Origin of the sequence: Streptomyces sp. cg36, from assembly GCF_041080675.1 — a bacterium.
Classification (GTDB): Bacteria; Actinomycetota; Actinomycetes; order Streptomycetales; family Streptomycetaceae; genus Streptomyces.
On the sequence record NZ_CP163520.1, the window covers coordinates 633,990 to 656,790 of the forward strand.

General features: G+C 73.4%; 24 protein-coding genes. 13 read left to right on the forward strand and 11 right to left on the reverse strand.

Features of this window, described 5'->3' with window-relative positions; genetic code table 11:
- The first annotated feature begins 105 nt into the window (after positions 1-105).
- From AB5J87_RS02795 to AB5J87_RS02815, 5 genes are all read left to right on the forward strand, one after another.
- Positions 106-699 (forward strand): ArsR/SmtB family transcription factor, encoded by a 594-nt coding sequence (locus tag AB5J87_RS02795; protein WP_369373515.1) that lies wholly within the window; start codon positions 106-108, stop codon positions 697-699.
- 31 nt (positions 700-730) lie between these two features.
- Entirely contained in the window at positions 731-2,137 is a 1,407-nt protein-coding gene (locus AB5J87_RS02800; RefSeq protein ID WP_369373517.1) for an MFS transporter, read from the forward strand.
- Positions 2,138-2,308: 171 nt separating this feature from the next.
- Positions 2,309-2,782 carry a carboxymuconolactone decarboxylase family protein gene (locus AB5J87_RS02805; RefSeq protein ID WP_369383337.1) on the forward strand — a complete coding sequence of 158 codons (474 nt, stop codon included), beginning with the start codon at positions 2,309-2,311 and terminating at the stop codon, positions 2,780-2,782.
- A 509-nt stretch (positions 2,783-3,291) separates the two neighbouring features.
- Positions 3,292-5,478: a PEP/pyruvate-binding domain-containing protein gene (locus AB5J87_RS02810; RefSeq protein ID WP_369373519.1), complete on the forward strand. Its 2,187-nt coding sequence runs from the start codon at positions 3,292-3,294 to the stop codon at positions 5,476-5,478.
- Complete coding sequence (locus AB5J87_RS02815; protein WP_369373521.1) at positions 5,475-6,368, forward strand: anti-sigma factor; 894 nt, start codon at positions 5,475-5,477, stop codon at positions 6,366-6,368. The genes AB5J87_RS02810 and AB5J87_RS02815 overlap by 4 nt, the downstream gene beginning before the upstream one ends.
- Before the next feature lie 92 nt (positions 6,369-6,460).
- Here AB5J87_RS02815 and AB5J87_RS02820 read toward each other — a convergent pair whose 3' ends face one another.
- A complete protein-coding gene (locus tag AB5J87_RS02820) occupies positions 6,461-6,913 on the reverse strand; it encodes an iron chaperone (protein WP_369373523.1) in 453 nt (150 codons plus the stop codon).
- 145 nt (positions 6,914-7,058) lie between these two features.
- On the opposite strand from AB5J87_RS02820, the gene AB5J87_RS02825 reads away from it, so the two are divergent.
- The 3 genes from AB5J87_RS02825 (at position 7,059) to AB5J87_RS02835 (ending at position 9,602) form a co-directional block, all read left to right on the forward strand.
- Entirely contained in the window at positions 7,059-7,862 is an 804-nt protein-coding gene (locus AB5J87_RS02825) for a maleylpyruvate isomerase family mycothiol-dependent enzyme (RefSeq protein WP_369373525.1), read from the forward strand.
- 168 nt (positions 7,863-8,030) lie between these two features.
- The gene (gene leuE / locus AB5J87_RS02830; RefSeq protein ID WP_369373527.1) at positions 8,031-8,687 is read left to right on the forward strand and encodes a leucine efflux protein LeuE; all 657 of its coding nucleotides are present in this window, start codon (positions 8,031-8,033) and stop codon (positions 8,685-8,687) included.
- Positions 8,688-8,813: 126 nt separating this feature from the next.
- Positions 8,814-9,602 carry an HAD family acid phosphatase gene (locus tag AB5J87_RS02835; protein WP_369373529.1) on the forward strand — a complete coding sequence of 263 codons (789 nt, stop codon included), beginning with the start codon at positions 8,814-8,816 and terminating at the stop codon, positions 9,600-9,602.
- A 103-nt stretch (positions 9,603-9,705) separates the two neighbouring features.
- Here the strand turns inward: AB5J87_RS02835 and AB5J87_RS02840 are convergent, their stop codons facing one another.
- From AB5J87_RS02840 to AB5J87_RS02850, 3 genes are all read right to left on the reverse strand, one after another.
- Entirely contained in the window at positions 9,706-10,701 is a 996-nt protein-coding gene (locus AB5J87_RS02840; protein ID WP_369373531.1) for a cytotoxin leucocidin, read from the reverse strand.
- Positions 10,702-10,849: 148 nt separating this feature from the next.
- Complete coding sequence (locus AB5J87_RS02845; RefSeq protein ID WP_369373533.1) at positions 10,850-13,678, reverse strand: type 2 lanthipeptide synthetase LanM family protein; 2,829 nt, start codon at positions 13,676-13,678, stop codon at positions 10,850-10,852.
- A 285-nt stretch (positions 13,679-13,963) separates the two neighbouring features.
- Positions 13,964-14,164, reverse strand: coding sequence for a DUF6229 family protein (locus AB5J87_RS02850; RefSeq protein WP_369373535.1), 201 nt, complete (start codon positions 14,162-14,164; stop codon positions 13,964-13,966).
- Between the two features lie 521 nt (positions 14,165-14,685).
- On the opposite strand from AB5J87_RS02850, the gene AB5J87_RS02855 reads away from it, so the two are divergent.
- Positions 14,686-15,342, forward strand: a complete 657-nt coding sequence (locus tag AB5J87_RS02855) for a maleylpyruvate isomerase N-terminal domain-containing protein (protein WP_369373537.1) — start codon at positions 14,686-14,688, stop codon at positions 15,340-15,342.
- Positions 15,343-15,365: 23 nt separating this feature from the next.
- On the opposite strand, the gene AB5J87_RS02860 is transcribed toward AB5J87_RS02855, so the two are convergent.
- Positions 15,366-15,785: an HGxxPAAW family protein gene (locus tag AB5J87_RS02860; RefSeq protein WP_369373539.1), complete on the reverse strand. Its 420-nt coding sequence runs from the start codon at positions 15,783-15,785 to the stop codon at positions 15,366-15,368.
- A 199-nt stretch (positions 15,786-15,984) separates the two neighbouring features.
- Between AB5J87_RS02860 and AB5J87_RS02865 the strand changes: the two genes are divergently transcribed.
- The 3 genes from AB5J87_RS02865 to AB5J87_RS02875 all read left to right on the forward strand — a co-directional run bounded on the left by AB5J87_RS02865 (position 15,985) and on the right by AB5J87_RS02875 (position 17,921).
- Positions 15,985-16,479, forward strand: a complete 495-nt coding sequence (locus AB5J87_RS02865; RefSeq protein ID WP_369373541.1) for a MarR family winged helix-turn-helix transcriptional regulator — start codon at positions 15,985-15,987, stop codon at positions 16,477-16,479.
- Between the two features lie 109 nt (positions 16,480-16,588).
- Positions 16,589-17,011, forward strand: a complete 423-nt coding sequence (locus AB5J87_RS02870) for a DUF1992 domain-containing protein (RefSeq protein ID WP_369373543.1) — start codon at positions 16,589-16,591, stop codon at positions 17,009-17,011.
- A 157-nt stretch (positions 17,012-17,168) separates the two neighbouring features.
- Positions 17,169-17,921 (forward strand): DsbA family protein, encoded by a 753-nt coding sequence (locus tag AB5J87_RS02875; RefSeq protein ID WP_369373545.1) that lies wholly within the window; start codon positions 17,169-17,171, stop codon positions 17,919-17,921.
- 36 nt (positions 17,922-17,957) lie between these two features.
- Here AB5J87_RS02875 and AB5J87_RS02880 read toward each other — a convergent pair whose 3' ends face one another.
- Positions 17,958-18,941 carry a TIGR01777 family oxidoreductase gene (locus AB5J87_RS02880; RefSeq protein ID WP_369373547.1) on the reverse strand — a complete coding sequence of 328 codons (984 nt, stop codon included), beginning with the start codon at positions 18,939-18,941 and terminating at the stop codon, positions 17,958-17,960.
- 257 nt (positions 18,942-19,198) lie between these two features.
- Here AB5J87_RS02880 and AB5J87_RS02885 point away from each other — a divergent pair, with 257 nt between their 5' ends.
- A complete protein-coding gene (locus tag AB5J87_RS02885; RefSeq protein ID WP_369373549.1) occupies positions 19,199-19,876 on the forward strand; it encodes an RICIN domain-containing protein in 678 nt (225 codons plus the stop codon).
- A gap of 182 nt (positions 19,877-20,058) precedes the next feature.
- On the opposite strand, the gene AB5J87_RS02890 is transcribed toward AB5J87_RS02885, so the two are convergent.
- The 5 genes from AB5J87_RS02890 to AB5J87_RS02910 form a co-directional block, all read right to left on the reverse strand.
- On the reverse strand, positions 20,059-20,388 hold the full coding sequence (locus tag AB5J87_RS02890; protein ID WP_369373551.1) for a hypothetical protein: 330 nt from the start codon (positions 20,386-20,388) through the stop codon (positions 20,059-20,061).
- Positions 20,385-21,032, reverse strand: coding sequence for an RNA polymerase sigma factor (locus AB5J87_RS02895; protein ID WP_369373553.1), 648 nt, complete (start codon positions 21,030-21,032; stop codon positions 20,385-20,387). Before AB5J87_RS02895 ends, AB5J87_RS02890 begins: the two co-directional genes overlap by 4 nt.
- An 82-nt stretch (positions 21,033-21,114) precedes the next feature.
- Positions 21,115-21,435 carry a hypothetical protein gene (locus tag AB5J87_RS02900; RefSeq protein WP_369373555.1) on the reverse strand — a complete coding sequence of 107 codons (321 nt, stop codon included), beginning with the start codon at positions 21,433-21,435 and terminating at the stop codon, positions 21,115-21,117.
- A 209-nt stretch (positions 21,436-21,644) separates the two neighbouring features.
- Entirely contained in the window at positions 21,645-22,028 is a 384-nt protein-coding gene (locus AB5J87_RS02905; RefSeq protein WP_369373557.1) for a carboxymuconolactone decarboxylase family protein, read from the reverse strand.
- Positions 22,025-22,690, reverse strand: a complete 666-nt coding sequence (locus tag AB5J87_RS02910; protein ID WP_369373559.1) for a class II aldolase/adducin family protein — start codon at positions 22,688-22,690, stop codon at positions 22,025-22,027. Before AB5J87_RS02910 ends, AB5J87_RS02905 begins: the two co-directional genes overlap by 4 nt.
- Between the last annotated feature and the right edge of the window lie 111 nt (positions 22,691-22,801).

Consider the following 22,801-nt stretch of genomic DNA (forward strand, 5'->3'; position numbering starts at 1 on the left):
AACGCCGAACGGCCGGCGGGCAGCGGGCGACGGACAACGGGCGACGGGCGGCCACGATCAGAAATATTTATTGCGCAAATTATCTTTCAGTTCTAGAGTTCGAGCATGGCCCCGAAGCGCAAGTCCGACCAGATCACCGACCTGTCCCGGCTGAAGGCGTTCACCAACCCCCTGCGGATGCAGCTCTACCGCCTGCTGTTCGCGGCGGGCACCGCGACCGCGTCCCAGCTCGCCGAGCAGGTCGACGAGGCGCCGTCGCTGGTCAGCTACCACCTGCGCAAGCTGGCCGAGCACGGCTTCGTGGCCGAGGCGCGCGACCAGGGTTCCGACGGGCGCGAGCGGTGGTGGCGGGTGGCGTCCGAGGAGGGCTGGGCGTACCGCACGTCGGACTTCGCGGACACGCCCGAGGGCGCCGCGGTCGTCGGCGCGGTGACGCACAGCCTCGTGGACACCCGGGTCGCCCAGTACCGCGCGTACCTCGGCCAGAGCGCCGCATGGGGCAAGGAGTGGACCGACGCGGCCTTCACCTCGGAGTGGCTGCTGGAGCTCACCCCCGCGGAACTCACCGAGATGAACGAGGAGCTGGAGGCCGTCACCCGCCGCTGGCGGGAGCGCGGCAAGGCCGCCCGGTCCGACGGCGCCACGGAGAACCGCGAGCAGGTGTCGGTGCACCTGTACGGCTTCCCCTTCCGCCCCTGACGCCGCCTCCCCCCTCTTCTGGAGCCCCCTCATGACCAGCGTGGAAACCGTGCTGCCCGAAAACGCCGCCCCGTCCGCCCACCGCGACGGCAACGTCCTGCGCTGGCTCGCCGCGTACACCGCCTCCCTCGTCGGTGACAGCGTGTACTTCGTCGCCCTCGGCTGGTCCGCCCAGCGGGCCGCCGGTCCCACCGAGGTCGGGCTCGTCATGGCCGCGGGAGCGCTGCCCCGGGCACTGCTGATGCTCTTCGGGGGCGTGGTGGCCGACCGGTTCGACCCCCGCCGCATAGTCCTGGGCAGCGACGCGTTGCGCTGCCTCCTCATCCTCTCGGTGGCCGCCGCCCTCGCCGTGACCGCACCGGCCCTGTGGATCCTGGTCTCGGTGGCGCTGGTCTTCGGCGCGGTGGACTCGGTCTTCGTCCCCGCCGTCGGGGCCCTTCCGCCCCGGATCACCCCCGCCGACCAGCTCGCCCGCGTCACCGGTATGCGTTCCCTGTCGATGCGCCTGAGCCAGATCGCGGGTCCGCCGATCGGCGGTCTGGCCATGGGGCTCGGCGGCGTCCCGGCCACCTTCGCCGTCGCGGGCACGCTCTTCGCCCTGTCCCTGCCGCTCCTGCTGTCCGTACGTCTACGGCCGCTCGCCCCGCACGGCGACGACCGCGCCGCATCGGGCTCGGCGGGCGCGGACCTGCTCGACGGGCTGCGCTACATCCGCCGCCATCGCCTCATCGGGCCGCTGGTGGTCACCGGTGCCATCGTCGAGCTCGGACTGACCGGCACGCTCAACGTCGGCATGGTGCTCCTCAACGCCGAGCGCGGCTGGGGGCCGTCCGGCTACGGCTGGATCGTCGGCTGTTTCGGCACCGGGGCGGCGGCCAGCGCCACCCTGCTCGCCGTCGCGGGCTGGCTGCCCCGGGCGGGGCTGCTGATGGTCGGAACGCTGCTGGCGGGGTGCACGGGAGCAGCCGCGATCGCGCTGGTCCCGGCGCTGTGGCTCGCGGCGGTGCTGGCCGCGGGCATCGGGCTCAGCGCGGGAGTATTCGGCAGCCTCAACGCCACACTCATCCAGACGGCGGCGGCTCCGGCCTACCTCGGCCGGGTCACCTCCGTCGTCATGCTGACGATGGTGGGCCTGGCACCCCTCAGCTATCCGCTGGTCGGCGCCGCCATCGGGGCCTGGGGCGCCGCCCCGGTCTTCGTCGGCTGCGGCGCCCTCGGCGGTGTCGGCGCGCTCATCGCCCTGTCGTCCCGCGCGGTGCGCGGCGCCGAACTGCCCCGCCGGCGCAAGGCCGTCGAATCGGCGCCGGACCCGGACGACGAGCCGAAGCCGGGCCCCTCGACCCATCACACCGACGAGTCGACGTACGCCACCGACGACTCCGCGTATGCCGCCAACAGGTCGGCGGCGCCCCGCTCGTACCGGGCCCAGGGGCGCTGACCCCGCACGCTGACCGGCTTCGCGACCCCTCACTACCTGACACACCGTCATTTACCGGCGCCATCACACCCCTTCGCCCCCTGAGACGCAGGTCACACCGCAGGGTGTCACGAGAAGCCGTTGCCGATTGTCGTAAAGGTGACAGCGAAACACGGCAACAAGGAGTACGTGATGGACGCCCGCCTCAACCTCTTCGCCAACCCCGTCGCGGCCAAGGTCGCCAAGCACCTCGTGGCCGCGGGCAACGTGCTCGCCGAATCGACGCTGCCGCACGCGACCCAGGAGCTGGTGAAGCTCCGCGCCAGCCAGATCAACGGCTGCGGTTTCTGCACCGACATGCACACCAAGGACGCCCTGCACGCCGGGGAGACCCAGACGCGCCTCAACCTGGTCGCGGCCTGGCGCGAGGCCACGGTGTTCACCGAGGCCGAGCGCGCCGCCCTGGAGCTCGCGGAGCAGGGCACCCGCCTCGCCGACGCCTCCGTCGGCGTCACGGACGAGGTGTGGGCGAACGCCGCCAAGCACTACGACGAGGACCAGCTCGGCGCCCTGGTGGCCGCCATCGCGCTCATCAACGCCTTCAACCGCGTGAACGTGATGGTCCGCATGCCCGCGGGCGACTACCAGCCGGGCCAGTTCGCGTAACGCGGCCACCCACCGGGCAAGTTCGCGTAGGGCGACACCCGCCGGGCCGGTTCGCGCAAACGGTCGGCCGACGCGGACCGGCATCGAGAAGAGCGCCCCGGACACCGCTCCCCGCGGTCCGGGGCGCTCTCGCCCACATGGCTTGATCCGCACTGCCGATCCGTCACGTCCTGCGCGGAACAAGGCAGACTCAAGCGGAAACTGACATGAACAACCGAGGAGCGGGGCCGGTCCCGCGGGGTTCGGTGGCCGTGTGACCAGGTGTCCCGCACGGGGGGACACCCCGTCCGGCCACAGGGGTGGGCGCCCGGTCGGGCGCCCGATCCAGACGTCCGGCCTCCGCTCCGCAGACAAGGCACAGCACCGAGGCGAAGGCTCGGTCGAATCCCGGATTCGGGGCCGAGGGGGAGAGACATGCTCGCACTGTCGTGGACCGCACCGCCGCTGTCACCGGGATCCCCCGCCACCCCACGGACGCGTCCGTGGGCGCTCGCGCCGGGTAGCGCCCGATGAGGAGAGGCGACGGAGGGGGCCGGGCGTACGGCGGTGAACCCGGCGCGGAGCGGGCGGTGTTCCCCTCACCGGCCGACGCGACGACGCCGCACGTCACGGCGGCAACCACCGCGTCGTCCACCGTCACACCGGCCACCGTCCCACCGACCACCGTCGCGCTGGACCGTCCGGAGGCCCGGCTGCCGCTGTCCACGGGGTCCAAGGCCGCGAACCTGGCCCGCGCGGCGGGCGCCGGGCTGCCGGTGCTGCCCGGCTTCGTCATCCCGCACGGCGGCGCGGAGGACGCGTACGCCCTGCGGCACGCCTGGCGCGAGCTCTCGCGCGACGGCGCGGAGCCCCTGGTCGTACGCTCCTCCTCACCCCAGGAGGACACCCAGGAGTCGTCCCTGGCGGGCCAGTTCGCCTCCGTCCTCGATGTGCGCGACTGGACCTCCTTCCGCGCCGCCGTCCGTACGGTGCTCGACTCCGCGCAGCGCCCCGACGGCACCCGCGCCGCCATGGCCGTCCTCGTCCAGCCCATGCTCGACGCCCGGGTGGGCGGTGTGCTCTTCGGCGCCGACCCCGTCGAGGGCCGGCTCGACCGGATGCTGGTCAGCGCCGTGCGCGGTGGTCCCGACACCCTGGTCAGCGGCGAACAGGACGGCACCGGCTACCACTTGACCCGCGCGGGCCGGCCCCTGCGGTCCGGGCCCCGGCAGAGCGGCGACGAACGGCTGCTGACCCGCGCCGAGCTGCGCCGGCTGGCCCGGCTCGCCCGGCGTACGGAGAAGGTCTTCGGCGGGCCGCAGGACATGGAGTTCGGCTTCGACGCGACGGGACGCCTCTGGCTCTTCCAGGCCCGCCCGATCACGGCCATGACCGCGCGGCCCGCACGGGGCGCGCGCCTGCTCGGCCCCGGCCCCGTCGCCGAAACCCTCCCGGGCACGCTCCAGCCGCTGGAGGAGGACCTGTGGGTGGCGCCGATGGCCCGGGGGCTCCGCGACGCGCTCGACATCGGCGGCAGCGCACCGCGCCGACTGCTGCGCACCCACCCCGTGGTCACCACGGTCGCCGGGCGTGCCGCCGCCGACCTGCGGCTCCTCGGCGTGACCCCGCCGCGCCACCGCCTGCTGGCCCGGCTCAACCCGCTGCCGGGCGCCCGCCGGCTCGGTGCCGCCTGGCGTACCGGACGGCTGACCCGGGCGCTGCCGGACCTCGCCCTGGACCTGACGGCTGACATCGACCGCCGCCTGGCCGGGACCCCGGCACCGGACGCGCTCTCCCGGTCCGAACTGAGCGACCTGCTGCGCTGGACCCGCGCCGCACTGGCCGCCCTGCACGCCCAGGAGGCCCTGGCGGGCGCGCTCCTGCGGGAGACCGGCACCCGCACGGCGGCGAGCGCGGCACTGACCGCACTGGCCGCCGGGCGCGCCCGCGCCCGCACGGACGCCGAGATCGTCGCGGACGCACCGGTGGTCCTGGCACTCACCCCGCCGAGCCTGACGCGTCCGCTCGTCCTGCCACCGCCGTCGCCGGGCACCGGTCCCGGACCGGGCGGCGGCCCGAGTCCGGACGGCAGGAGTACGAGGGAGGAATCCGGCCACGTCGCCCTGCCTCCCCGCGAGTCCTTGCGGCTGCGCGTCCGCTGGGTCCACCAGTTGCAGACGCGGCTCGTCGAGGAGGCGGCACACCGTCTCGCCCTGTCGCTCGACACCGTCGCCCAGCTGCGCTGGCCGGAGATGCTGGCCTCGCTGGAGGGCGGCCCGCTTCCGGCGGACGTGGGACGGCGCCGCCCCCGCCCCGACGGACCGCCCTTGCCCGACGCGTTCCGTCTGGCCGACGACACGGTGGTCGTCGCCGAGCGCGCCCGGGGCAGCGAAGCCCCCGCCCGGGGAGTCTCCGGCGGCCGGGCCGCCGGGACCGCCTGGGACGGCCGGGGCGAACCTCCCGAGGACGCCGTCCTGGTCGTGCGCACCCTCGACCCGGCGCTCGCCCCGCTGCTGCCGCGGCTGACGGCCCTGGTCGCGCAGACCGGCAGCCCCCTCTCCCATCTGGCCATCCTGGCGCGTGAGTTCGGCCTGCCGGCCGTGGTCGGCGCCACCGACGCCGTAGAGCGGTTCGCTCCCGGCACGCGCCTGGCCGTCGACGGGACGAGCGGCGACATACGGCCGGACGCGCGGACGCGAGAGGCGGCCGACCGGTGAAGCGGCTGGCACCCCTCTTCGCGGGCGCGGCCGGGCTCGGCGCGGGCTCGTACGTCGTCATCTACCTCTACCGCTGGCAGTGGCAACGCGCGATCATGTGCGGCGTCCTGCTGCTCGTCGCCGAGATCCTGCTGCTCGGCCTGGTCCTGCTCGGCCGCCTCAGCCGCATCGAAGAGCGCATCGGCGAGAGCGACCGGCGCCACGCCGACGTCCTGGCCCGGCTGGAGGGACTGCGCGAACAGGACGATCCCGCCACCCGGTTCCGCTGGCTGGACGACGTCCGGGTGGAGCGGACCCATGTGTTCGTGCCGGTCCTGATGGCGGCGGGCGCCGTGCTCTCGGGGCTCGCCCGGGTCGTGCAGAAGATCGCGCAGAGCACGGTCCGCCCCGCCGCCGACCGCCGCACCGCCGGCCGTCTCGCGGTGCTCGCCGCACCGCCGCTCGGCGCCGACCTGGACGACCTGCCGCCGGGCGGCCGGGACCCGCGCCGCACCCGCCACCGGGTCACCTCGTTCGTCGCCGGAACGACCGCGCTGGCCGCGCTCGTCCTGGGTCTCGGCGAACTGACCGAGACCCGCCCCGAGGACCGCGCCCCGGACACCGTCGCGACCTCGGTGGTCGTCCGCCTCGCCACCCGGGGCGCGTCCGGCCCGGACTACGAGGCGCTGCTGGCCCACGAGATCTGGGACCGCTGCCGCCACTCCACCTCGGCCCCGCTGACGGACGCCGCGCTCGGCGCCCTCGGCGACCGGCTGTACGCGGGCGTCGTGCGGCCGGCCCTCACCGACCACGACCGGATGCGCCTGCGCGGCTGTCTGGAGGACACCGCCACCGACCACGCGTACTTCGAGGTCGTCGGCATGGACCAGACGAGGAGGGACAGGCACTGACTCGACCGCCCGGCGCGCCCTCACCCGGCGACGGCGCCGACCCGAGGTGCCCGGCCCGCCATGCCCTGCCCGACGTGCCCCGCGCGGGCCCGTCAGCCCACCGCCTGCTTCACCAGAGCGGCGATCCGCGCCTCGACCTCGGCGGTGACGTCGGTGAGCGCGAAGGCGGTCGCCCACATGGCGCCGTCGTCGAGGGCGGCCAGGTCGCTGAAGCCGAGCGTGGCGTAACGGGTCTTGAACTTCTCGGCGCTCTGGAAGAAGCAGACGACCTTGCCGTCCAGCGCGTAGGCGGGCATCCCGTACCAGAGCCTGGGGGCGAGGCCCGGGGCGCTGGCGGTGATCACGGCGTGGACGCGCTCGGCCCTGGCCCGGTCGGCGTCGGACAGCTCGGCGATCTTCGCCAGCACCTCCTGCGCCGCCTCCGCCTCCTTGTCCGCCCGTGAGCGGCGCCGCGAGGCCGTCTTCAGCTCCTTCGCGTGGTCCTTCATCGCGGCCCGCTCCTCGGCCGTGAACCCCTCGTACGTACCACCGTCGTTGCCGCTCATGGCAGGACTCCCCTGTACGGATCGTGTGCGGATCCCGAACACCGGATCTTGGGAACGGACGATATCCGCCACCACTGACAACGGCCCGCCGGGAAGTCCGGCCGCGCTGTTGCGTCCTCGGGTACGGGCGCAACAGCATGGCGCCATGGACTACATCGCGCACTTCCGCCGCGAGGCCGAGGCGTTCGAGGCGGCGGCCCGCAGGGCGTCGCGGGAGGCCGGGGCCGACGGGGCGCCGCTGGTGCCGTCGTGCCCCGGCTGGTCGATGGCGGACCTGGTGTTCCACCTCGGTGCGGTACACCGCTATGTGATCCGGGTGATCGGCGAGCGGCTGCGGCAGCGTCCGGACGAGGCCGACTTCTCCTTCCTCCGCCTCCCCGCGGACTACGGGGGCTGGCCGGACCCGGACCGGGCGCCCCACCGCGCCCCGCTCCCGCCGGACCTCCTCGACTGGTTCCGGGAGGGCGCCGACACGCTCGCGGAGCTGTTCGCCTCGTGCGATCCGGCCGAGCGGGTGTGGTCCTGGGCGCCGGAGCAGTCGGTCGGCTTCTGGCTGCGGATGCAGGCCATCGAGGCGGCCGTGCACCGCTGGGACGCGGAGAACGCCCTCGGCACCGCCGGGCCGGTCGACCGGCTGCTGGCCGCCGACGCCGTCACCCATTCGTTCGAGGTCATGGCGCCCGCCCGGCGCGCCCAGCGGCCGACACCGCCCGGCGAGGGCGAACGGATGCGGTTCAGGCAGTCGGACGGCTTCCGCGTCTGGGTCGTGCAGACGGACCCGGAGGAGGTCCTCCTCAACGAGGGCACCGGCTGCTGTCTGGTGGAGCTGACGGCCACGGCGTCGGAGCTGATGCTGTTCCTGTGGCACCGCATCCCCGCCGACGGCCTGGAGGTCCGGGGCGACGCGGCGCTCCTGGACCGGTACTTCAAGCTGGTCCCGCCGCTGTAGGTGAGGGGCCGGGGCTCTGTGGCCCCGGGAACCGGCCGGGCCCCGCCGCTCTCGCAACCCTGCCGGGCCCCGCTGTGGCCCTTCCCCCCGACCACCCGCCGGGCCCGCCCGGGTCACATCGTGAAACACCCGGATCCGGTGTCACACCCGTGTGCGACACTCGCCGACATGCTGGGTGTAACCGATCTTCCGACTTATCTCATGGGCCTGGTGCTGATCATTCTGGCGCCGGGGCCCAACTCGCTGTACGTGCTCTCCGTCGCGGCGCGCCGCGGTGTGCGGGCGGGGTACGTCGCGGCGGCGGGCGTGTGGACCGGGGACACCGTGCTGATGACGCTCTCCGCGCTGGGGGCGGCCTCGCTGCTGCAGACGACGCCGCTGCTGTTCGCCGTCGTCAAGTACGCGGGCGCCGGATACCTCTGCTGGATGGCGATCGGCATGCTGCGCCAGGCGCGCCAGATGTGGCGCGGCCGTCACTCGGCCGCCGAGTCCGCCTCCGAGGGCCCCGAGGCGGAGGCCGCCGTGGAGCGGCCGTACCGGCGCGCCCTGACGCTGAGCCTCTTCAATCCCAAGGCCATCCTCTTCCTGGTCTCGTTCTTCGTGCAGTTCGTGGACCCGGGGTACGCCTACCCGGCGCTCTCCTTCCTGGTGCTCGGCACCCTGCTCCACCTGGCGAGCTTCCTGTATCTGTCCACGCTGATATTCAGCGGCACCCGGCTCGCCGCCGCCTTCCGGCGCCGCAAGCGGCTGTCGGCGGGGGCCACCTCGGCCGCGGGCGTCCTCTTCCTCGGTTTCGCCGCGAAGCTCTCGCTCAGCGGGGTGTGAGCACCTCCCGGTCCCCCGCTGTCCGCCGCCTCCCCCAGGGCCCTGCTCACTCTTTAGCTACCGACCAGTAAAGAGTTGGCCAAAGCCCCTGGCGGGAGGCTGTGTGATGCGCGTAGACATGCGCCCATGCGTACCGTCACCAAGACCGCGGCCACCGTCGCCGCTCTCGCCGTCACCGGCGCCGCCCTCTACGGCGCCGACGCGGCCACCGCCGGGAACAGCACGCCGAAGAGCGACAAGGAGATCCCGAACATCACCAAGGTCGAGGACCAGATCAACGCCTACTACGGCGGGGCCCCCGACTCCACCGGCGCCTACCAGGCGTCCCCGACCAGCAACTACGCCAAGCAGGTCGCCTCCATCGAGGAGCGCGCCAAGCGTCAGATCAAGCACGCCGCCGAGCACCGCGCGCGGGACGGCCGCAAGCCCGCGATCGTGCTCGACGTCGACGACACGACGCTGCTCACCTACGACTACGAGAAGAAGAACGGCTTCGCGTACAACGCGACCGCCTTCAACGCGTATGTGCAGAGCGCGCGGTCCATCGCCGTGTTCGGCATGCCCGACCTGGTCAACTACGCGGCCAAGAAGGGCGTCACGGTCTTCTTCCTCACCGGCCGCGACGCCTCGCAGCGCGACGCCAGCGCCCTGAACCTCACCAGGGCGGGCTACGGCGTCCCGGTCGACACCGCGCACTTCTTCCTCAAGGACAAGGTCAACCCCCCGGCCTACCTGAGCTGCGCCAAGCCCACCTGGACGTGCTCCACCGTCGACTACAAGGCGGGCACCCGCAAGCACATCGAGGACCTCGGCTACCGCATCGTCGCCAACCTCGGCGACCAGTACACCGACCTCTCGGGCGGCCACGCCGACAAGACGTACAAGATCCCGAACCCGATGTACTTCCTGCCGTAGGCGCACGGGCCGGGGCGCGCGATCCCTCACGCGCCCCGGCCAGCACCCCACCCGGCCCCACCGGCCGCCGTCGGACGGGTCGGTGGACGGATCGGTGGAGGGGTCAGCGGCCCGGAACGGCCGCCGCCCGCCTGCCGTCCGGGGTGACCGGGATGGTGAGCGGCTGGGCCGCACGACCGTCCAGCGGCTTCTGTACGGTGTTGATGGTCAGCGCGACGCCCTGTCCACCGCTGAACGTGCCGGTCGCGAACGCGTTCACCGCCGCGTCCGCCGTGATCTCGTACCCGGTGGTGTCCACGATCCGGTGGTCCCGGCAGTCGCGGAAGACGTCCTGGATGGGCACGAACCACAGCCAGTGCAGGTCGGAGCCGCCGTTGAGGTCGACCTTCTCGTTGAACCAGACGGCCACCATCCCCGTCATCGACACCGTGGCCGTCCAGTCGATGTCGTACCGCTGCGTCCCCACCACCAAGGACGCCTCCACCGCGGACTTGGCCGGAATGCGCAGCGGCAGGTCCACGCTCCAGGTCTGCGTCTCCTTGTGGGCGAATTCCTGTGTGGCGGAAAGGCCGACTTCGATGGAGGTCGTCTCGCTCACCTTGGCGACCGCCGGAATCTCCGCCGACACCTCCATGGTGACGCCGATCTTCAGCGACTCCGTCACCGAGATCCGCAGGTCCTGCTCGGTCGTGCGGCTCTGCTTGTACGTGACGCTCTGCTCGACGGACGTGCTGTTGCGGTAGTTCGTGGTGACCGAGGAGACCTGCCCGGGAATCGGTGAGGGCGCGCTCGGGTCGTAGGCGATGCCGGAATACTTGGTCCGTACTTGATGGCGGTGGTAATCGGCGAGGAAGCTCTGCTTTCCGTAATCCGTCGATGCGGTGAACCGGCAGCCCCGGGACGACGGATGGCGCTCACGGGCCAGCCAGCCGCCCCAGGCGTCGGTGATCTCCTGAAGGGTACGGGCCGCGCCCTTCTTCGGTGGTGCGGCCTGCGCGGGGGGAGCCGCGGCGAGCGCGACCGGGACGGTGGCGGCCACCCCGGCCACGGGGGCGAGAGCCAGCAGGCTCCGCCGGGAGACGCCGGATATCTGGGACATGGGGATTCGGGGCCTTTCTGCGGCACGGCGTGCGGAAGGCGACGCGTGATACGCCATGCAATCCCCTGTTCCCCTGGCAGCCTAGGGACTTAAGTCCTTCGGCTGCCCGGGCGGGCAGTCCGGTGGCCGAATCGCCGTACTCCTGCGGTCAGTCGAGGAGAAGGGGATTGGGCAGTGCGGCGGCGGGATGCATCCGCAAAAGCGTGTGCAGGACCCCGGAAAGCCCGGACATCAGACTTGGCGAGAACGCCTCGCGCGCCAATCCCCCGACCGGGCCGCGCTGTTCGAGCCCGGAGAGGATTTCCCCGTCGTGCGCGTCGGCGTCACCGAAACCGATGGCGGTGAGGAACTCCCACAGCCCCAGATCTCCGTGGCACAGGGTGTGGCTCCAGCCGAACCCCTCCGCCGCGCAGGCCCGGGCGGCGCGGCGGGCCATGTCCAGATGGGTGTCCATGCCGGTCCGCCGGTGCAGGTCGAGCATGCCGATCCCGATGCCCGCGCTGCCGTGGCACCAGCTGGTGAAGAAGTCCTCCTCGGCGCCGACGCGCACATCGAGCCAGTTGCCCTGCTCGGGCCGGTAGAGCGACTCCTGGTAGGCGAAGGCCCGGTCGGCGAGGTGGTTCCAGCCGTGCCGTTCCGCCGGGGATCCCGCCCCGCTCAGGGCGAGCCGCGTCAGCGCCCAGCCGATGCCGGTGGCGCCGTGCGCGAAGCCGCCGATGCCCTCCGGGTTGAGCCGGGTCGTCCAGCGCGCACCGCTCGCGTCGACGGTGGCCAGCCCGGACAGCCTGCGCCCGACGCGCGCGGCGGCGGCGAGCCAGCGGTCCTGCCCGGTCGCCGCGGCCAGGCCGAGCAGCGGCACGATCGCGCCGGCCGCCCCGTTCAGGAGGTCCACCTCCACGTCGTCGTCGACCAGCGGCCCCTCGGTGAGCAGCAGGGCCCGCGCGGCGGCCCGCTCCAGCAGCCACTCCTCGCCGAGCACCCGGTGCAGCGCCAGCCACGTCCACACCTGCGAGGCGGCGCCGCTGAACGCCCCGGCGGACGGCGTCGGCGTCAGGTCCTCGGTGCCCACCAGCACCCGCAGCGCGCCCTCGAACGTCTCGGTGACGCCGGGCACTTCGTCCGCCCGTCCGGCCCGCACCTCCGCCCCGTACTCCGCCAGCGTCAGCGCCACCCCGCCCTGCCCGGTGTAGAGGTCGGCGGGCAGCACCCTGATGGACCAGCCCGCCGGGGTGAAGACCGGGCTGATCCAAGTGACCGTGCCGTCCGCGCCGCGCACCGCCCCGTCGCACAGCCGCCGCACCATCTGCGCGGCGAGCTCGCGGCGGCGGCGCTCGCGGTCGCGTGCGTGCGGGGCGACGGCACCCGCCTGTACGCGCGAGGGCAGCGAGCGCTCGTTGAGGTACGCGCCGACCAGCGCGTCCTGGATGACCGACTCCTCCTGCGGCAGATCGGCGGTGCGCCAGTCCTCGATGGTGGTGCGCACGTCGTCCGCGCCCACGGTGAAGGTGAACATCGGGACGTCACCGGCCAGCAGGTCGGCGATCTCGCCGTCGATGGCCTCGCGGTCGGTCGGCGCGCCGGGCAGCACCTCGGCGTTGCGCCGCAGGATGTCCCGGGCCCGCTCGACGGCCGCCGGTTCGTCGTGCAGCGAGGCCGGGTGCCACAGCATGCGGCCGATGTCGACGTACGCCTGGGTCGGGCGCAGGATCCGTCTGGCCTGCGCGCCTTCGAAGCGCCGCAGCAGCCCGTACGGATCGACGCCGGGGCGGCGCAGATGCGCGGTCATCTCCCGGAAGCCCGCCAGGACGCGGTCCCAGTAGGTGCTCAGCACCGGGGCGGGGCTGGGGTGGTTGCCCGCCGAGGGCATGGCCACCAGGTCCACCTGGAACCGGGCCGCCGCGGTGCCGCCGTCCGCGATCACGGGGTGGGGGATCAGCGGCTGCTGCCCGGGCAGCGCCCCGATGCCGGAGATGTCCACGCCGCCGAGCGCGAAGCCCGTACCGCGCACCGGCAGCAGTCCGGTGCGCAGCACGGTGCGGCGGATCGCCGCCGCGGCCACGTCCACCGCGTCGCCCCGGCCGCTGGGCGGGAAGGGCGCGGGGGCGTCGAAGAGGGTCTCGGCGTCCACGATCACCGGCACCGGACCCGCGGCGATCATGTTCTCGGCGTGCATGTCGGTGCCGCCGGTGAAGCGCAGGACGGCCAGCCAGTGCCCCACGCCCCGGTAGAACGCGGCGAGTTCGGCGTCGTCCGCGCAGTAGCGGTGGTGGACGAACTCGGACCAGCCGTAGCCGTCGCGCACCAGCGTGCGCGGCACCCGGATCCTCTCGTGCGGCGCCGGGGCACCGGGGAAGTCCGCGAACAGCTCGTCCAGCAGCGCGCCGAGCGCCACGTCCGCCTGTGACGGGCGGGGTTTGTACATCACGCCGGCGCCGCCGAAGTCGACGCGGCTGACGGTCAGGCCCCCGCGGTGGGTGTCGCCCGCCCCGAACTCGACGGCGCTGAGCTCCCCCACGGATCCGCCGAGCAGTGACCCCAGCGGTTCGCGGTCGGCGGCGAGCCGCTGGGCGAATCCGGCCGTCGCGGCCACCGACAGCTGCGCCACCGCGTCGACGCGCCGCGCCAAGGTCGGGTACCGCTCGGCCAGTTGGTCCAGATAGCCGTCCTGTGCGGCCCGTTCGACGAAGTCGGTCCAGATCTCGCTCTCCGCCCTGGCCCTGCTCTCCGGGGACTCACCGCCCGCCGTCAGGCGCAGCGCGTGCAGTTCGATCAGGAACAGGCGGGACAGCTTGGCGTGCAGGGACCTGAGCAGTGCTTCGTGGCCCGCGTCGAGCACCACGTCCCGCTCCTTGTCCGACAGCTGGTCCACGGCGGCCAGCCGCCGGGCCAGCTCCTCCCGCCAGGGGCGGGCGATGGTGCGTACGGGCCGGGCGAACCACTCCGCCTCGCCCCCCTTCGACGGCGCCGGAACGTCCACCCGTCCACTCTCCCCATGTCGTCGCACGTTTCACGCCGTTCTGGCGCCCCAAAGGTGTGGGGAACCGCGCGGCCGGCCCAAGAGCGGTGGGCGCGGCGAACGGTCCCCCACCCGCCCGTCTCGCACTGCCCGTCCGCCGGACGTCGCACCGCGCGTACCGCCCCTCCCGGCAGGCTCACGCCTCGGGGGGAACGGTCGGCCCGGCGAACGCTCAATGGACGGGACCCGGAGAGGGCACTCTCCGGCAGGGTGCTCCACGGACGGTTCTCGCGGTGCTGCCGGTGATCAGCAGCACCAGCTGCCGCGCGACCCACTCGGGCTGGAACAGAAGCCGTAGAGGGAGTCGCTGGGGTCGGTGAGCGCCGCCTCGGCGGCGGCGCCGCCGACGTAGAGCGGACCGGCGGGGTTGGTCTGACCGTACGCACTCTCCGACCCCGACAGCCAGGCGTTGAGCACAGCGGCGGCGGGAACGTGGGTCTGGGGCATCTGCGGCCTCCGGACATAGGGATTGGGACGGGTTGCCCAGTCCCGAGTATTGCCGGATCCGAACACCTGTCAGACGACTAATCCGGCCACACTGCCGAGGTGTTGGTGCGCGGCACCGCGGTCCGTGTGTCGCCGGGGACCACGTCGCGGACGAGCACCGACGCGGCCGTGCCGCCCCGGCCGTCCGGCGGCCGGGGCGGCGGCGCGAGGAAGCGGTCGCGGACGGATCACGCCGCCCGGCGCAGGCTCCCGGACGGCGGAAAGCGGCCTCTATCGCTTGATCCCCCGCGATGGCCGACTTCAGCCTTGACCGGCCCGCCGGTCAAGGCTTCCCGTTCCCCCGGCGGACATCGGGCGGACCGATTCCCGTTCCCCCGGCGGACATCGGGCGAATGGTTTTCCTTCACCCGGGCGCACGTCGGGCGAACGGATCTCTTTCCCCCGGGCGGACGTCGGGCCCAGCGCCCGGGTGGTCGGCAAAGCGTTTGTGGGCCGCCGAGGCGGCCCACTACCGTGCCGGTGTGGAACTCTTCTCACAGTCGTGGACAGCGCTGCTCGCCTCGGTCGCCGAGCTCTCCGACGAGGACTTCGCCCGGCCGTCCGGCTGCACCGGCTGGCTGGTCCGGGATCTGGTGTGCCACCTGGTCATCGACGCCCAGGACGTCCTGATCACCCTGGCCACCCCCGCCGACGGCCCGCCCACCCGGGACGCGGTGACCTACTGGGAGCCCGCCGAGAAGCCGCCGACCGGGGACGACCCCCTCGACGCGCTCACCGTCCGGCTGGCCGCGGCGTACGAGCAGCCGTGGCTGCTCAAGTTCCATCTGGACGACGTGGGCTCGGCAGCGGGCCGTGCCGCTCGACTCTCGGACCAGGAAGGTCTGGTGGGCACCCGCGACCAGGTGCTCACCACGGGCGACTACCTGACGGCGTACGTACTGGAGTGGACGCTGCACCACCTCGACCTGGTCGCACACCTCCCGAACGCCGCCCAGCCGCCCGCGCCGGGGCTGGCCCGCTCCCGCGCGATGCTGGAGCGGATCGCGGGGGCGGAGTTCCCCGCCGCGTTCGGCGACGCGGACGCCCTGCTGGTGGGCACCGGACGGCGGGCCCCCACCGAGGCCGAGAAGGCCGCGCTGGGCCCGCTCACGTCGAAGCTCCCGCTGATCCTCGGATAGCCCGACGCGGAGCCATCTCTCCTTCACCCCTTGTTACTTGACGCTGCGTCAATCAGGGTCGGGCAGGACTCGGGCTCCGGTGCAGCGGCTTCCACGGGTGCGGGGGCCGGTGTGACCGGGCGGGGGCCACGGCGGCCCGCGATGCGGCAGCCGACACAGCCCGCGTGCCCCCGGCGGGCCGGGACGTCACGCACCCGCCAGTCCCGGAGCCCGGCCGGGCGCGGACCGGACGCCTTGCCCCACCCCAGCAGATGCAGCGCCCAGGTGATGAGTACGGCGAGCACCAGGTCGGCCAGCCCCACCCACAGCCCGACCGGGGAGCCCGCGACGAGCGCCGCGCCGGTGACCAGGGCGCTGCCGACGGCGAGCGCGGTGCCGGTCCATCCCGCGACGGTGTGCCCCATGTCGTGGTCGCCGTGTGCTCCCGAGTGGTGTGATCCCATGTCTTCTCCCTGAAGTACCAGCGCATCGGGCCGGGTCGGTCGGACCGGCGGGATGCCAGGGCCCGTCCGGCGGGTCTTGTCGGGGACGCGGGTGGCCGGCACGGGATGACGAGGCGAGCGAGTGGACAGTGGTGAACAGCCGTGCCGCGCACTAGAATGTCTTACTTGCTAAGTATCTTAGATCGTAAGGGGAATTTCGGTGGAAGGCAAGGCGCGCCCGGCGGCGGCTCCCGAGCAGGCGCTGGCGGCGATGGACCGCATGATCGCGCTGGCGCACATCGGACAGCAGGACGTCGCCTCGCGGCTCGGACTCAATCCGACCGACCTCGTCTGCCTGGGATTCCTGGTCGAGGCGGCGCTTGCGGGCGAGGCCCTGACCGCGGGCGAACTCGCCGAGCGGGCCCGGCTGACCACCGGCGGCGTCACCGGTGTGCTCAACCGGCTGGAGAAGGCGAACTACGCGCGCCGCCAGGCCGATCCGAGCGACCGGCGCCGGGTCCGGGTGGTCATGGACGAGTCCGCCCGGGCCCGCGTCCTCGCGGTCTACGGGCCGTTCTACGAACGTCTGGGCACCCTGCTGGGCGACTACTCGCCCGACGAGATCGCCGTACTGGCGGACTGGTTCACCCGGGCGAAGGAGCTGATGGAGACATCGCTGCGCGAGATCCGCGAGGGCGGGGAGGCACCCGCCTGACACACCCTCGCCCCCTCCCGCTCCCGGCCGGGCAGCGGGTGGACGGGCGCGGGTGATTAGGGTGGAAGGTGTGCCGCTTTCTCCGTTCGTGACGTGAAGGGGTGATCCGGTGACCGAACGCAAACCCCCGGGGGTGAGCTTCGAGTCGTGGGTGGACAAGCAGATCCGCGAGGCGCAGGAGCGCGGCGAGTTCGCCGAGTTGGCCGGTTTCGGCAAACCGCTGGAGGACGCGGAGGCGCCCTACGACGAGATGTGGTGGATACGCCAGAAGATGGCCCGTGAGGGTGTGACCGGCATGCTGCCGCCCGCTCTCGCGCTCCGCAAGGAGATCGAGGACGCCCTGGCCTCGGTGGGGCGGCTGCGCTCCGAACGGGCCGTCCGCGCACTGCTCGAACCGCTCAACGACAAGATCCAGGCCGCACTGCTGCGCCCGCCGCCGGGACCGCCGTTGGGGCGGAAGCGGATCGACGTGGACGAGGTCGTGCGCGAGTGGCGCGCGGCCCGCGGGACCGGGGCGGAGCACACGGGCTGACGCGCCCCGCCCCTCCCTCGGCCACTTCCGCGAGGACGGCCGCGCGCTCCCCGCACGCCTGGGAGAGTACTGACGACGACTCCCCCGCACCGCGGCCGGTCCGCCGGTCGGCGGGGGTGTCCGGGCGGGGCGTCGGGCGCGGGACCGGGAGGGGTTCGTGGGTGTGGGGTCGGTCGGACGGAGCGCGTTGCTCGTCTGGGTGGGTGCCGCGGCCGTGCTGCTGGCCGGTTGCGGCGGCGGGACGGGCGGGGAGTCCGGCTCCGCGGCCCGGCGGCCGGGGCTGACGGCGTACGCGAGCGTGGCGGCGGTGCCCGAGCGGCTCGCGGCGGACGGAACGACGATCGTCGTGGGAGATCCGCGGGCACCGGTGACGGTCGCACTGCTCGAGGATCCCCGGTGCCCGGTGTGCGAGGAGTTCGAGGGCACCGGTGGCGGCGGCCCGGTGCTGCGGGACGCGGTCGTGCGGCGGACCGTGCGCACCCAGTACACGTTGGCGTCGTTCCTGGACGACCGGCTCGGCGGTGGCGGCTCGAAGCGGGCGGTCAACGCCCTGCGGGCCGCGCTGGACGCCGGGAAGTTCACGGAGTACCACGAGGTGCTGTACGGCAATCAGCCGCAGGAGTCGACGGACGGCTTCACCACCGCGCGGCTGCTCGACCTCGCCGCCAAGGTGCCGGGACTGCGCGGCCCCGCGTTCGACGCGGCCGTGCGGACCATGAGGTACCGGGACTTCGTCGCCGCTTCGGAGCGGGCGTACGAGGCCCGGGGCACCGAGCGGGGCCAGGGCCCCGGGACGCCGACCGCCGAGATCGACGGCTACCGCGTCCCGGTCGACGCCAACGCCGTCCTCTTCGACGCGCACGCGTTCACCGGACTGCTGAGGACCGCCCTGAGTCGGCACGACGGCTGACCCGGCCGCACCGCCGTCCGCGCCACCGCCTCGCGATCAGCCGGTACGGAACGGCAGGTCGCGCACCCGGGGGCTTCCGCGTTCGGCGCGTACGCGCCGCACCAGGTCGGTGGCGGCCCCCGCCCACTGGTCGTGCTCGAAGGAGAAGCCCGCTTCCAGGAGTCGGCCCGGCACCACACGGCGGCTCTTCAGCAGCAGTTCGGTGTCCGAACGCAGGGCGAGCGCGCCGAGTTCGGCCATCCACTTGGTCGCGGGCAGTCCCACCGGGGCGCCCCAGGCCGCCCGCAGCGCGCGCATGAAGGCGCGCTGCGGCAGCGGGCCGGGGGCGGCGAGGTTGACGGGTCCGGCGATGTCGTCGCGCCGCACCAGGAACTCGACCGCGCGCACGAAGTCCCGGTCGTGGATCCAGGAGACGTACTGCGCGCCGCCCGCGACCGGACCGCCGAGGCCGTGCCGTACGAGCCACGACAGGACGTCGAGGACGCCGCCCGCGTCGGGGCTCATCACCATCGCCGAGCGCAGTGCGACCTTGCGGGTGTGCGGGGTGGCCGCGCGCTCCTGCTCCCGCTCCCAGTTCCTGGCGATGTCGACGCTGTAGGCCCAGTAGTCGGGTACGCCGGGCTCGCCGCCGCCGATCACGCCGTTCGCCTCGTCGTTGGCCGCGTCGAAGCGGTGGGCGTAGAGGGTCGCGGTGCTCATCTGCAACCAGACCCGGGGCGGGGCGGCGGCCCCCGCGACGGCCTCTCCCACGACCCGGGCGGAGTCGACGCGCGAGTCCATCATGGCCCGCAGGTTCTCCGGCGTGTAGCGGCAGCTGACGCTGCGGCCCGCGAGGTTGACCACGACGTCGCTGCCGTCGATCTCCGCGGTCCAGGGGCCGGGGGTCCGGCCGTCCCAGTGGACCTCTCCGGCGCCCCTGGGATGCCGGGTCAGGACGACGACCTCGTGGCCGGCGGCGGTCAGCGCGCGCTTGAGGACCGTGCCCACCTGCCCGGTGCCCCCGGGAATCACTATCTTCATCGGCCCCTCCTCGGTGCGTGGCACGACCCTAGCCCATGGAGTTGAACACGTTCAAAGAGAGGCGTGCGGCCCGATCGGGGCCCGGCGTTCGCTCCCCGTCGATATGAGCGGCAACCGGATGACATGCCTCCAGATCATGTCGTATTCGAACAATACGGCCATGAGCCCCGCCCGCCAGACTCGACGCCACCTCGGTCGAACGCTCGATCGGGCTCGCCCGGGCAGGGCCACTGCTCCGTCGGGAAGGAACCCACGACGTGCTCAAGAGACTCGCGCTGCTGGCCGCGGCGCTCGGACTCCTCACGGTGCCGATCACGGGAACGGCCTCGGCGCAGCCCGCCGGACCGGGACAGACCTCCACGGCGGCCACCGCCCCGCTCAAGGCCGCCCCTCCGGTATCCCCGGCCGCGCTCAACGCGCTGAAGGGCATGAAGCCGCTGGCCCCGGCCGACGTCGCCAAATTGATGTCCAAGGCGTCCGGTTCCACCGCGACACCGAACCTGCGGACCGACGGCGTCTACGACCACATCACCAACAACAACAGCGGGCAGTGCCTGGCCGTACCGGGCGGCAGCACGGACAAGGGCACCGGACTCATCCAGTGGCAGTGCGGCGGCTGGGCCGACCACTACTGGTCCGTGCAGTACCAGTTCACGTCCGGCGGCTGGTACTGGTACCACGTCGTCAACGGCAAGAGCGGGCAGTGCCTGGCCGTGCCCGGCGGCAGCACGGACCAGGGCACCCAGGTCATCCAGTGGCCCTGCGGCACCTATGCCGACCACTACTGGGCGTTCGCGTCCGACCGGGCGGGCGTCACGCACATCGCCAACGGCAAGAGCGGACAGTGCCTCGCCATCCCCGGCGCCAGCCGGGACCAGGGCATGAAGGTCATCCAATGGCCGTGCGGCACCTATGCCGATCACTACTGGTACTGATCGGCGGCGGACAGCCGCACGCAACGGGGGTGAGGGGTCCGGCGTTCGCGCCGGACCCCTCAGCGCGTACGGACGACACATGAACCGACCCCTCGGCACCCACCGGAGCGGCACCCCCTCGTCGACGAGTACCGACCCCCGTGCCGCGCTCGCGGTGGGCTTCACGGTGCCGCACGGCCCGGCTACGGCCGGACGACCACCCGTGGATCCGTCCCGGACGGGTCGACCGGCCGGGGCGGAGCCGGGGGCTCCTCGACGCCGGGGCGGTGGGCGGGCGGCACCGGCCCCGGCGCGCCACCGGGCCGTACGAGCAGACACACCGCCACCACGGCGGCGGCCACCGCGAGCGCGGTGAAGGCGATCCGCCGCACCCGCCGCGCACCCCAGTCGCGCCCCTGCGGCGGTTCGGCGGGGCGCAGGTCGTGGTGGGTGACGAGTGCGGCGCGGGCGGCGAGCGCGGCGCGCAGCCGGTCCTCGGTCGCCGCCCGGCCCTCTTCGGAGTACGGCTTCATCGGGCCGCCCCCAGCTTCTTCTCCAGGACGTCCAGGGCCCGGCTCGCGGTGGACTTCACGGTGCCGCGCGAGAGGCCCAGTGTCTGCGCTATCTGCGCCTCGGTGAGTTCGGACCAGTAGCGCAGGACGAGGACTTCTCGTTGACGGTGCGTCAATTGTGCTAATGCGTCCAACACTTGGCGGTGTTCCTCGGCGAGCAGCAACCCCTCGTCGACCGGCGGCCCGTAACCGGGGTGCGGAGGGGTGTAGGCGCGTGCGGTGCGGCGGCGGCGCAGTACGGAGCGGGCCGCGTTCACGACGGCGGTGTGCAGATACGCACCGGGGTCCCGCAACCCCTCCAGCGCGGTGCCGTGTCTGCGGCAGAGCGCGGCGAACGCGTCCTGGACGACGTCCTCGGCGGTGTGCGGGTCGTCCACCAGGAACAGCGCGAGCCGGACCATGTCGAGCCGCCGTGCCCGGTAGAGCTCGGTCACCGTGGGCGGGGGTTCCTCGTCGTACGGCGCGGAGACCGCCCGGAGAAGACGTCCGCGCCCCGGCGCGGATCCGGCACGGGTTGCGGGCTCGGCGGGAAGCGCGCGGGAGACACGGGAGAGCAGCCGGGACCACCAGGGTGGCGCCGGCACTGCGGAGATGGCGTACTGCATGGGCCTCGATCCAAGACGGTGGGGGTGGGCCGTCGCGTACGGCGGCCCACCCCGTGGTGGTGCTACTCCGGTGCGGCTCCCGCTACTTCTCGGCCCCGCCGCCCGGCCGGATCACCCGGGGCGCGGCCTCGGCCGGGCCCGCCCCGGCGCCGGAGCCGCCCGCCCCGACGACCTTCGCCGGACCGGAGGCGCCGGGCGCCTTCGAGGTGGCGCCGGAGTCCGAACCGGCCCGCGGGGCCGGGTCGCCGGTGGTGGTCACCTTGGGCGCGGCGGGCGCCGCCGTACCGCCGGAGTCGGCGACGGCCTGGGCGGCGAAACCGCCGCCCAGCAGCAGCGCGACACCGGTGACGGCGCCCAGGACCCGGGGACGGGCACGGTGGATCCGCTGGGTGTGCAAGGACATGGGACTCTCCCGAGGTGTGTCAAGAACACGGTCTGGAACAACGGCTGAAGGGCGCCTTCAACCCACCAGACGTACGGCACGGGGGGAGGTTGCGAGTCGGTCCGAGGTTTTTTCCCGAATCCACCGAGCCACCCTCGGCGAGCGCGCGTGCCGGACGCCGGAGCGGGGGTTGGAGGGCCTCCCCCCCCCCAGACGGCACTGGACGGCCCTCAGAGGAGTTCGGTGATGATTTCCGTGCCGAGCGCGTACGCGGGCACACCCGCCGTGATCAGGGCGGTCTCGGCGACACCGAGCAGATCGGTGATGCTCGCGCCCGCGTGCAGGGCGCCCCGGGCGTGCACCCGGGCGGGGTCGGCCCGGCCCAGGGCCAGCAGTTGTCCGAAGTGGACGAGCTGCTGCACCCGCGCCCCCAGCGGGTTGTCGGTCAGCACGATGTGGCGCAGCGCCGTGAGCGCCTCCTCGGTGGGCAGCCGGCCGAACTCCTGGGCCAGACCGAGCCGGTCCTCCACACCGCCGGGCACCTCCCCGAGGGTGGCGCGGTAGCGCTCGCGCACGGCCTCGGCACGCGCGGCCGGGTCGTCCTCGTACGTCATGACGCCACCCGCGCGATCGACGCGCGCACCGCCTCCACGGCGCCTTCGGGGAAGTCGACGGCCCCGCCGATCGCCGCGGCGGCCAGCTCGGCCTCGGCGCTCTCCTCGATGGCCACCACGAGGTGGGCGGTGGCGGCGGAGTCGGGGCCGAACACCAGCAGGCCGTGGTTGGCGAGCAGGACGGCGGAGGTCGTCGGGCACCGCTCCAGCGCGTCGGCCACCCCGCGCACCGACACGTCGGAGCCGCGCGGCCCCCAGGGCACCACCGGAACGTCTTCGGCCTGCCCGAACCGCAGCATCGGCTCGGTCCGGCACGGCAGCGGCCGATGGGCCACGGCGAACGCCGTCGCCGAGGGCGAGTGGGTGTGGATCACCGCGCCCACCCGGGGCCGGGCGCGGTAGATCACGCTGTGCATGGCGATGATCTCGGCGCTCACGGACTGGAGCGTACCGTCCAGGACCTGCCCGTCGAAGCCGACCGTCGCGAGCTCCTCCGGCCGCAGCCCGCGGACGAATCCGGGGGTCAGCAGGAAGCGGCCGCGGCCGGTCCTTGCGCTCAGGTTGGCGTGCCCGGAACGGGACATGACCCCCGCCGCGAACAACGTCTCGGCCGCTTGGACGACTTGCCCGGCCCGCTCGCCGACCAGCTGTGCGTCTGTCATACCGGTGCCTCCGAAGTGCGCCGGCGGCGACCGCCGATCGGCCGCCGTCCGTATGCGGACCACTCTTCAACTTGAACTAAGGTTCAAGTCAAATGCCCGGGTGAACGAGGT

Excerpts from the sequence above, each read along its gene's own strand:
- AB5J87_RS02795 (WP_369373515.1), top strand. The coding sequence starts at position 106 with ATGGCCCCGAAGCGCAAGTCCGACCAGATCACCGACCTGTCCCGGCTG.
- AB5J87_RS02800 (WP_369373517.1), top strand. The coding sequence starts at position 731 with ATGACCAGCGTGGAAACCGTGCTGCCCGAAAACGCCGCCCCGTCCGCC.
- AB5J87_RS02805 (WP_369383337.1), top strand. The coding sequence starts at position 2,309 with ATGGACGCCCGCCTCAACCTCTTCGCCAACCCCGTCGCGGCCAAGGTC.
- AB5J87_RS02810 (WP_369373519.1), top strand. The coding sequence starts at position 3,292 with ATGAGGAGAGGCGACGGAGGGGGCCGGGCGTACGGCGGTGAACCCGGC.
- AB5J87_RS02820 (WP_369373523.1), bottom strand. The coding sequence starts at position 6,913 with ATGAGCGGCAACGACGGTGGTACGTACGAGGGGTTCACGGCCGAGGAG.
- AB5J87_RS02825 (WP_369373525.1), top strand. The coding sequence starts at position 7,059 with ATGGACTACATCGCGCACTTCCGCCGCGAGGCCGAGGCGTTCGAGGCG.
- leuE (WP_369373527.1), top strand. The coding sequence starts at position 8,031 with ATGCTGGGTGTAACCGATCTTCCGACTTATCTCATGGGCCTGGTGCTG.
- AB5J87_RS02835 (WP_369373529.1), top strand. The coding sequence starts at position 8,814 with ATGCGTACCGTCACCAAGACCGCGGCCACCGTCGCCGCTCTCGCCGTC.
- AB5J87_RS02840 (WP_369373531.1), bottom strand. The coding sequence starts at position 10,701 with ATGTCCCAGATATCCGGCGTCTCCCGGCGGAGCCTGCTGGCTCTCGCC.
- AB5J87_RS02850 (WP_369373535.1), bottom strand. The coding sequence starts at position 14,164 with ATGCCCCAGACCCACGTTCCCGCCGCCGCTGTGCTCAACGCCTGGCTG.
- AB5J87_RS02860 (WP_369373539.1), bottom strand. The coding sequence starts at position 15,785 with ATGGGATCACACCACTCGGGAGCACACGGCGACCACGACATGGGGCAC.
- AB5J87_RS02880 (WP_369373547.1), bottom strand. The coding sequence starts at position 18,941 with ATGAAGATAGTGATTCCCGGGGGCACCGGGCAGGTGGGCACGGTCCTC.
- AB5J87_RS02890 (WP_369373551.1), bottom strand. The coding sequence starts at position 20,388 with ATGAAGCCGTACTCCGAAGAGGGCCGGGCGGCGACCGAGGACCGGCTG.
- AB5J87_RS02895 (WP_369373553.1), bottom strand. The coding sequence starts at position 21,032 with ATGCAGTACGCCATCTCCGCAGTGCCGGCGCCACCCTGGTGGTCCCGG.
- AB5J87_RS02900 (WP_369373555.1), bottom strand. The coding sequence starts at position 21,435 with ATGTCCTTGCACACCCAGCGGATCCACCGTGCCCGTCCCCGGGTCCTG.
- AB5J87_RS02905 (WP_369373557.1), bottom strand. The coding sequence starts at position 22,028 with ATGACGTACGAGGACGACCCGGCCGCGCGTGCCGAGGCCGTGCGCGAG.
- AB5J87_RS02910 (WP_369373559.1), bottom strand. The coding sequence starts at position 22,690 with ATGACAGACGCACAGCTGGTCGGCGAGCGGGCCGGGCAAGTCGTCCAA.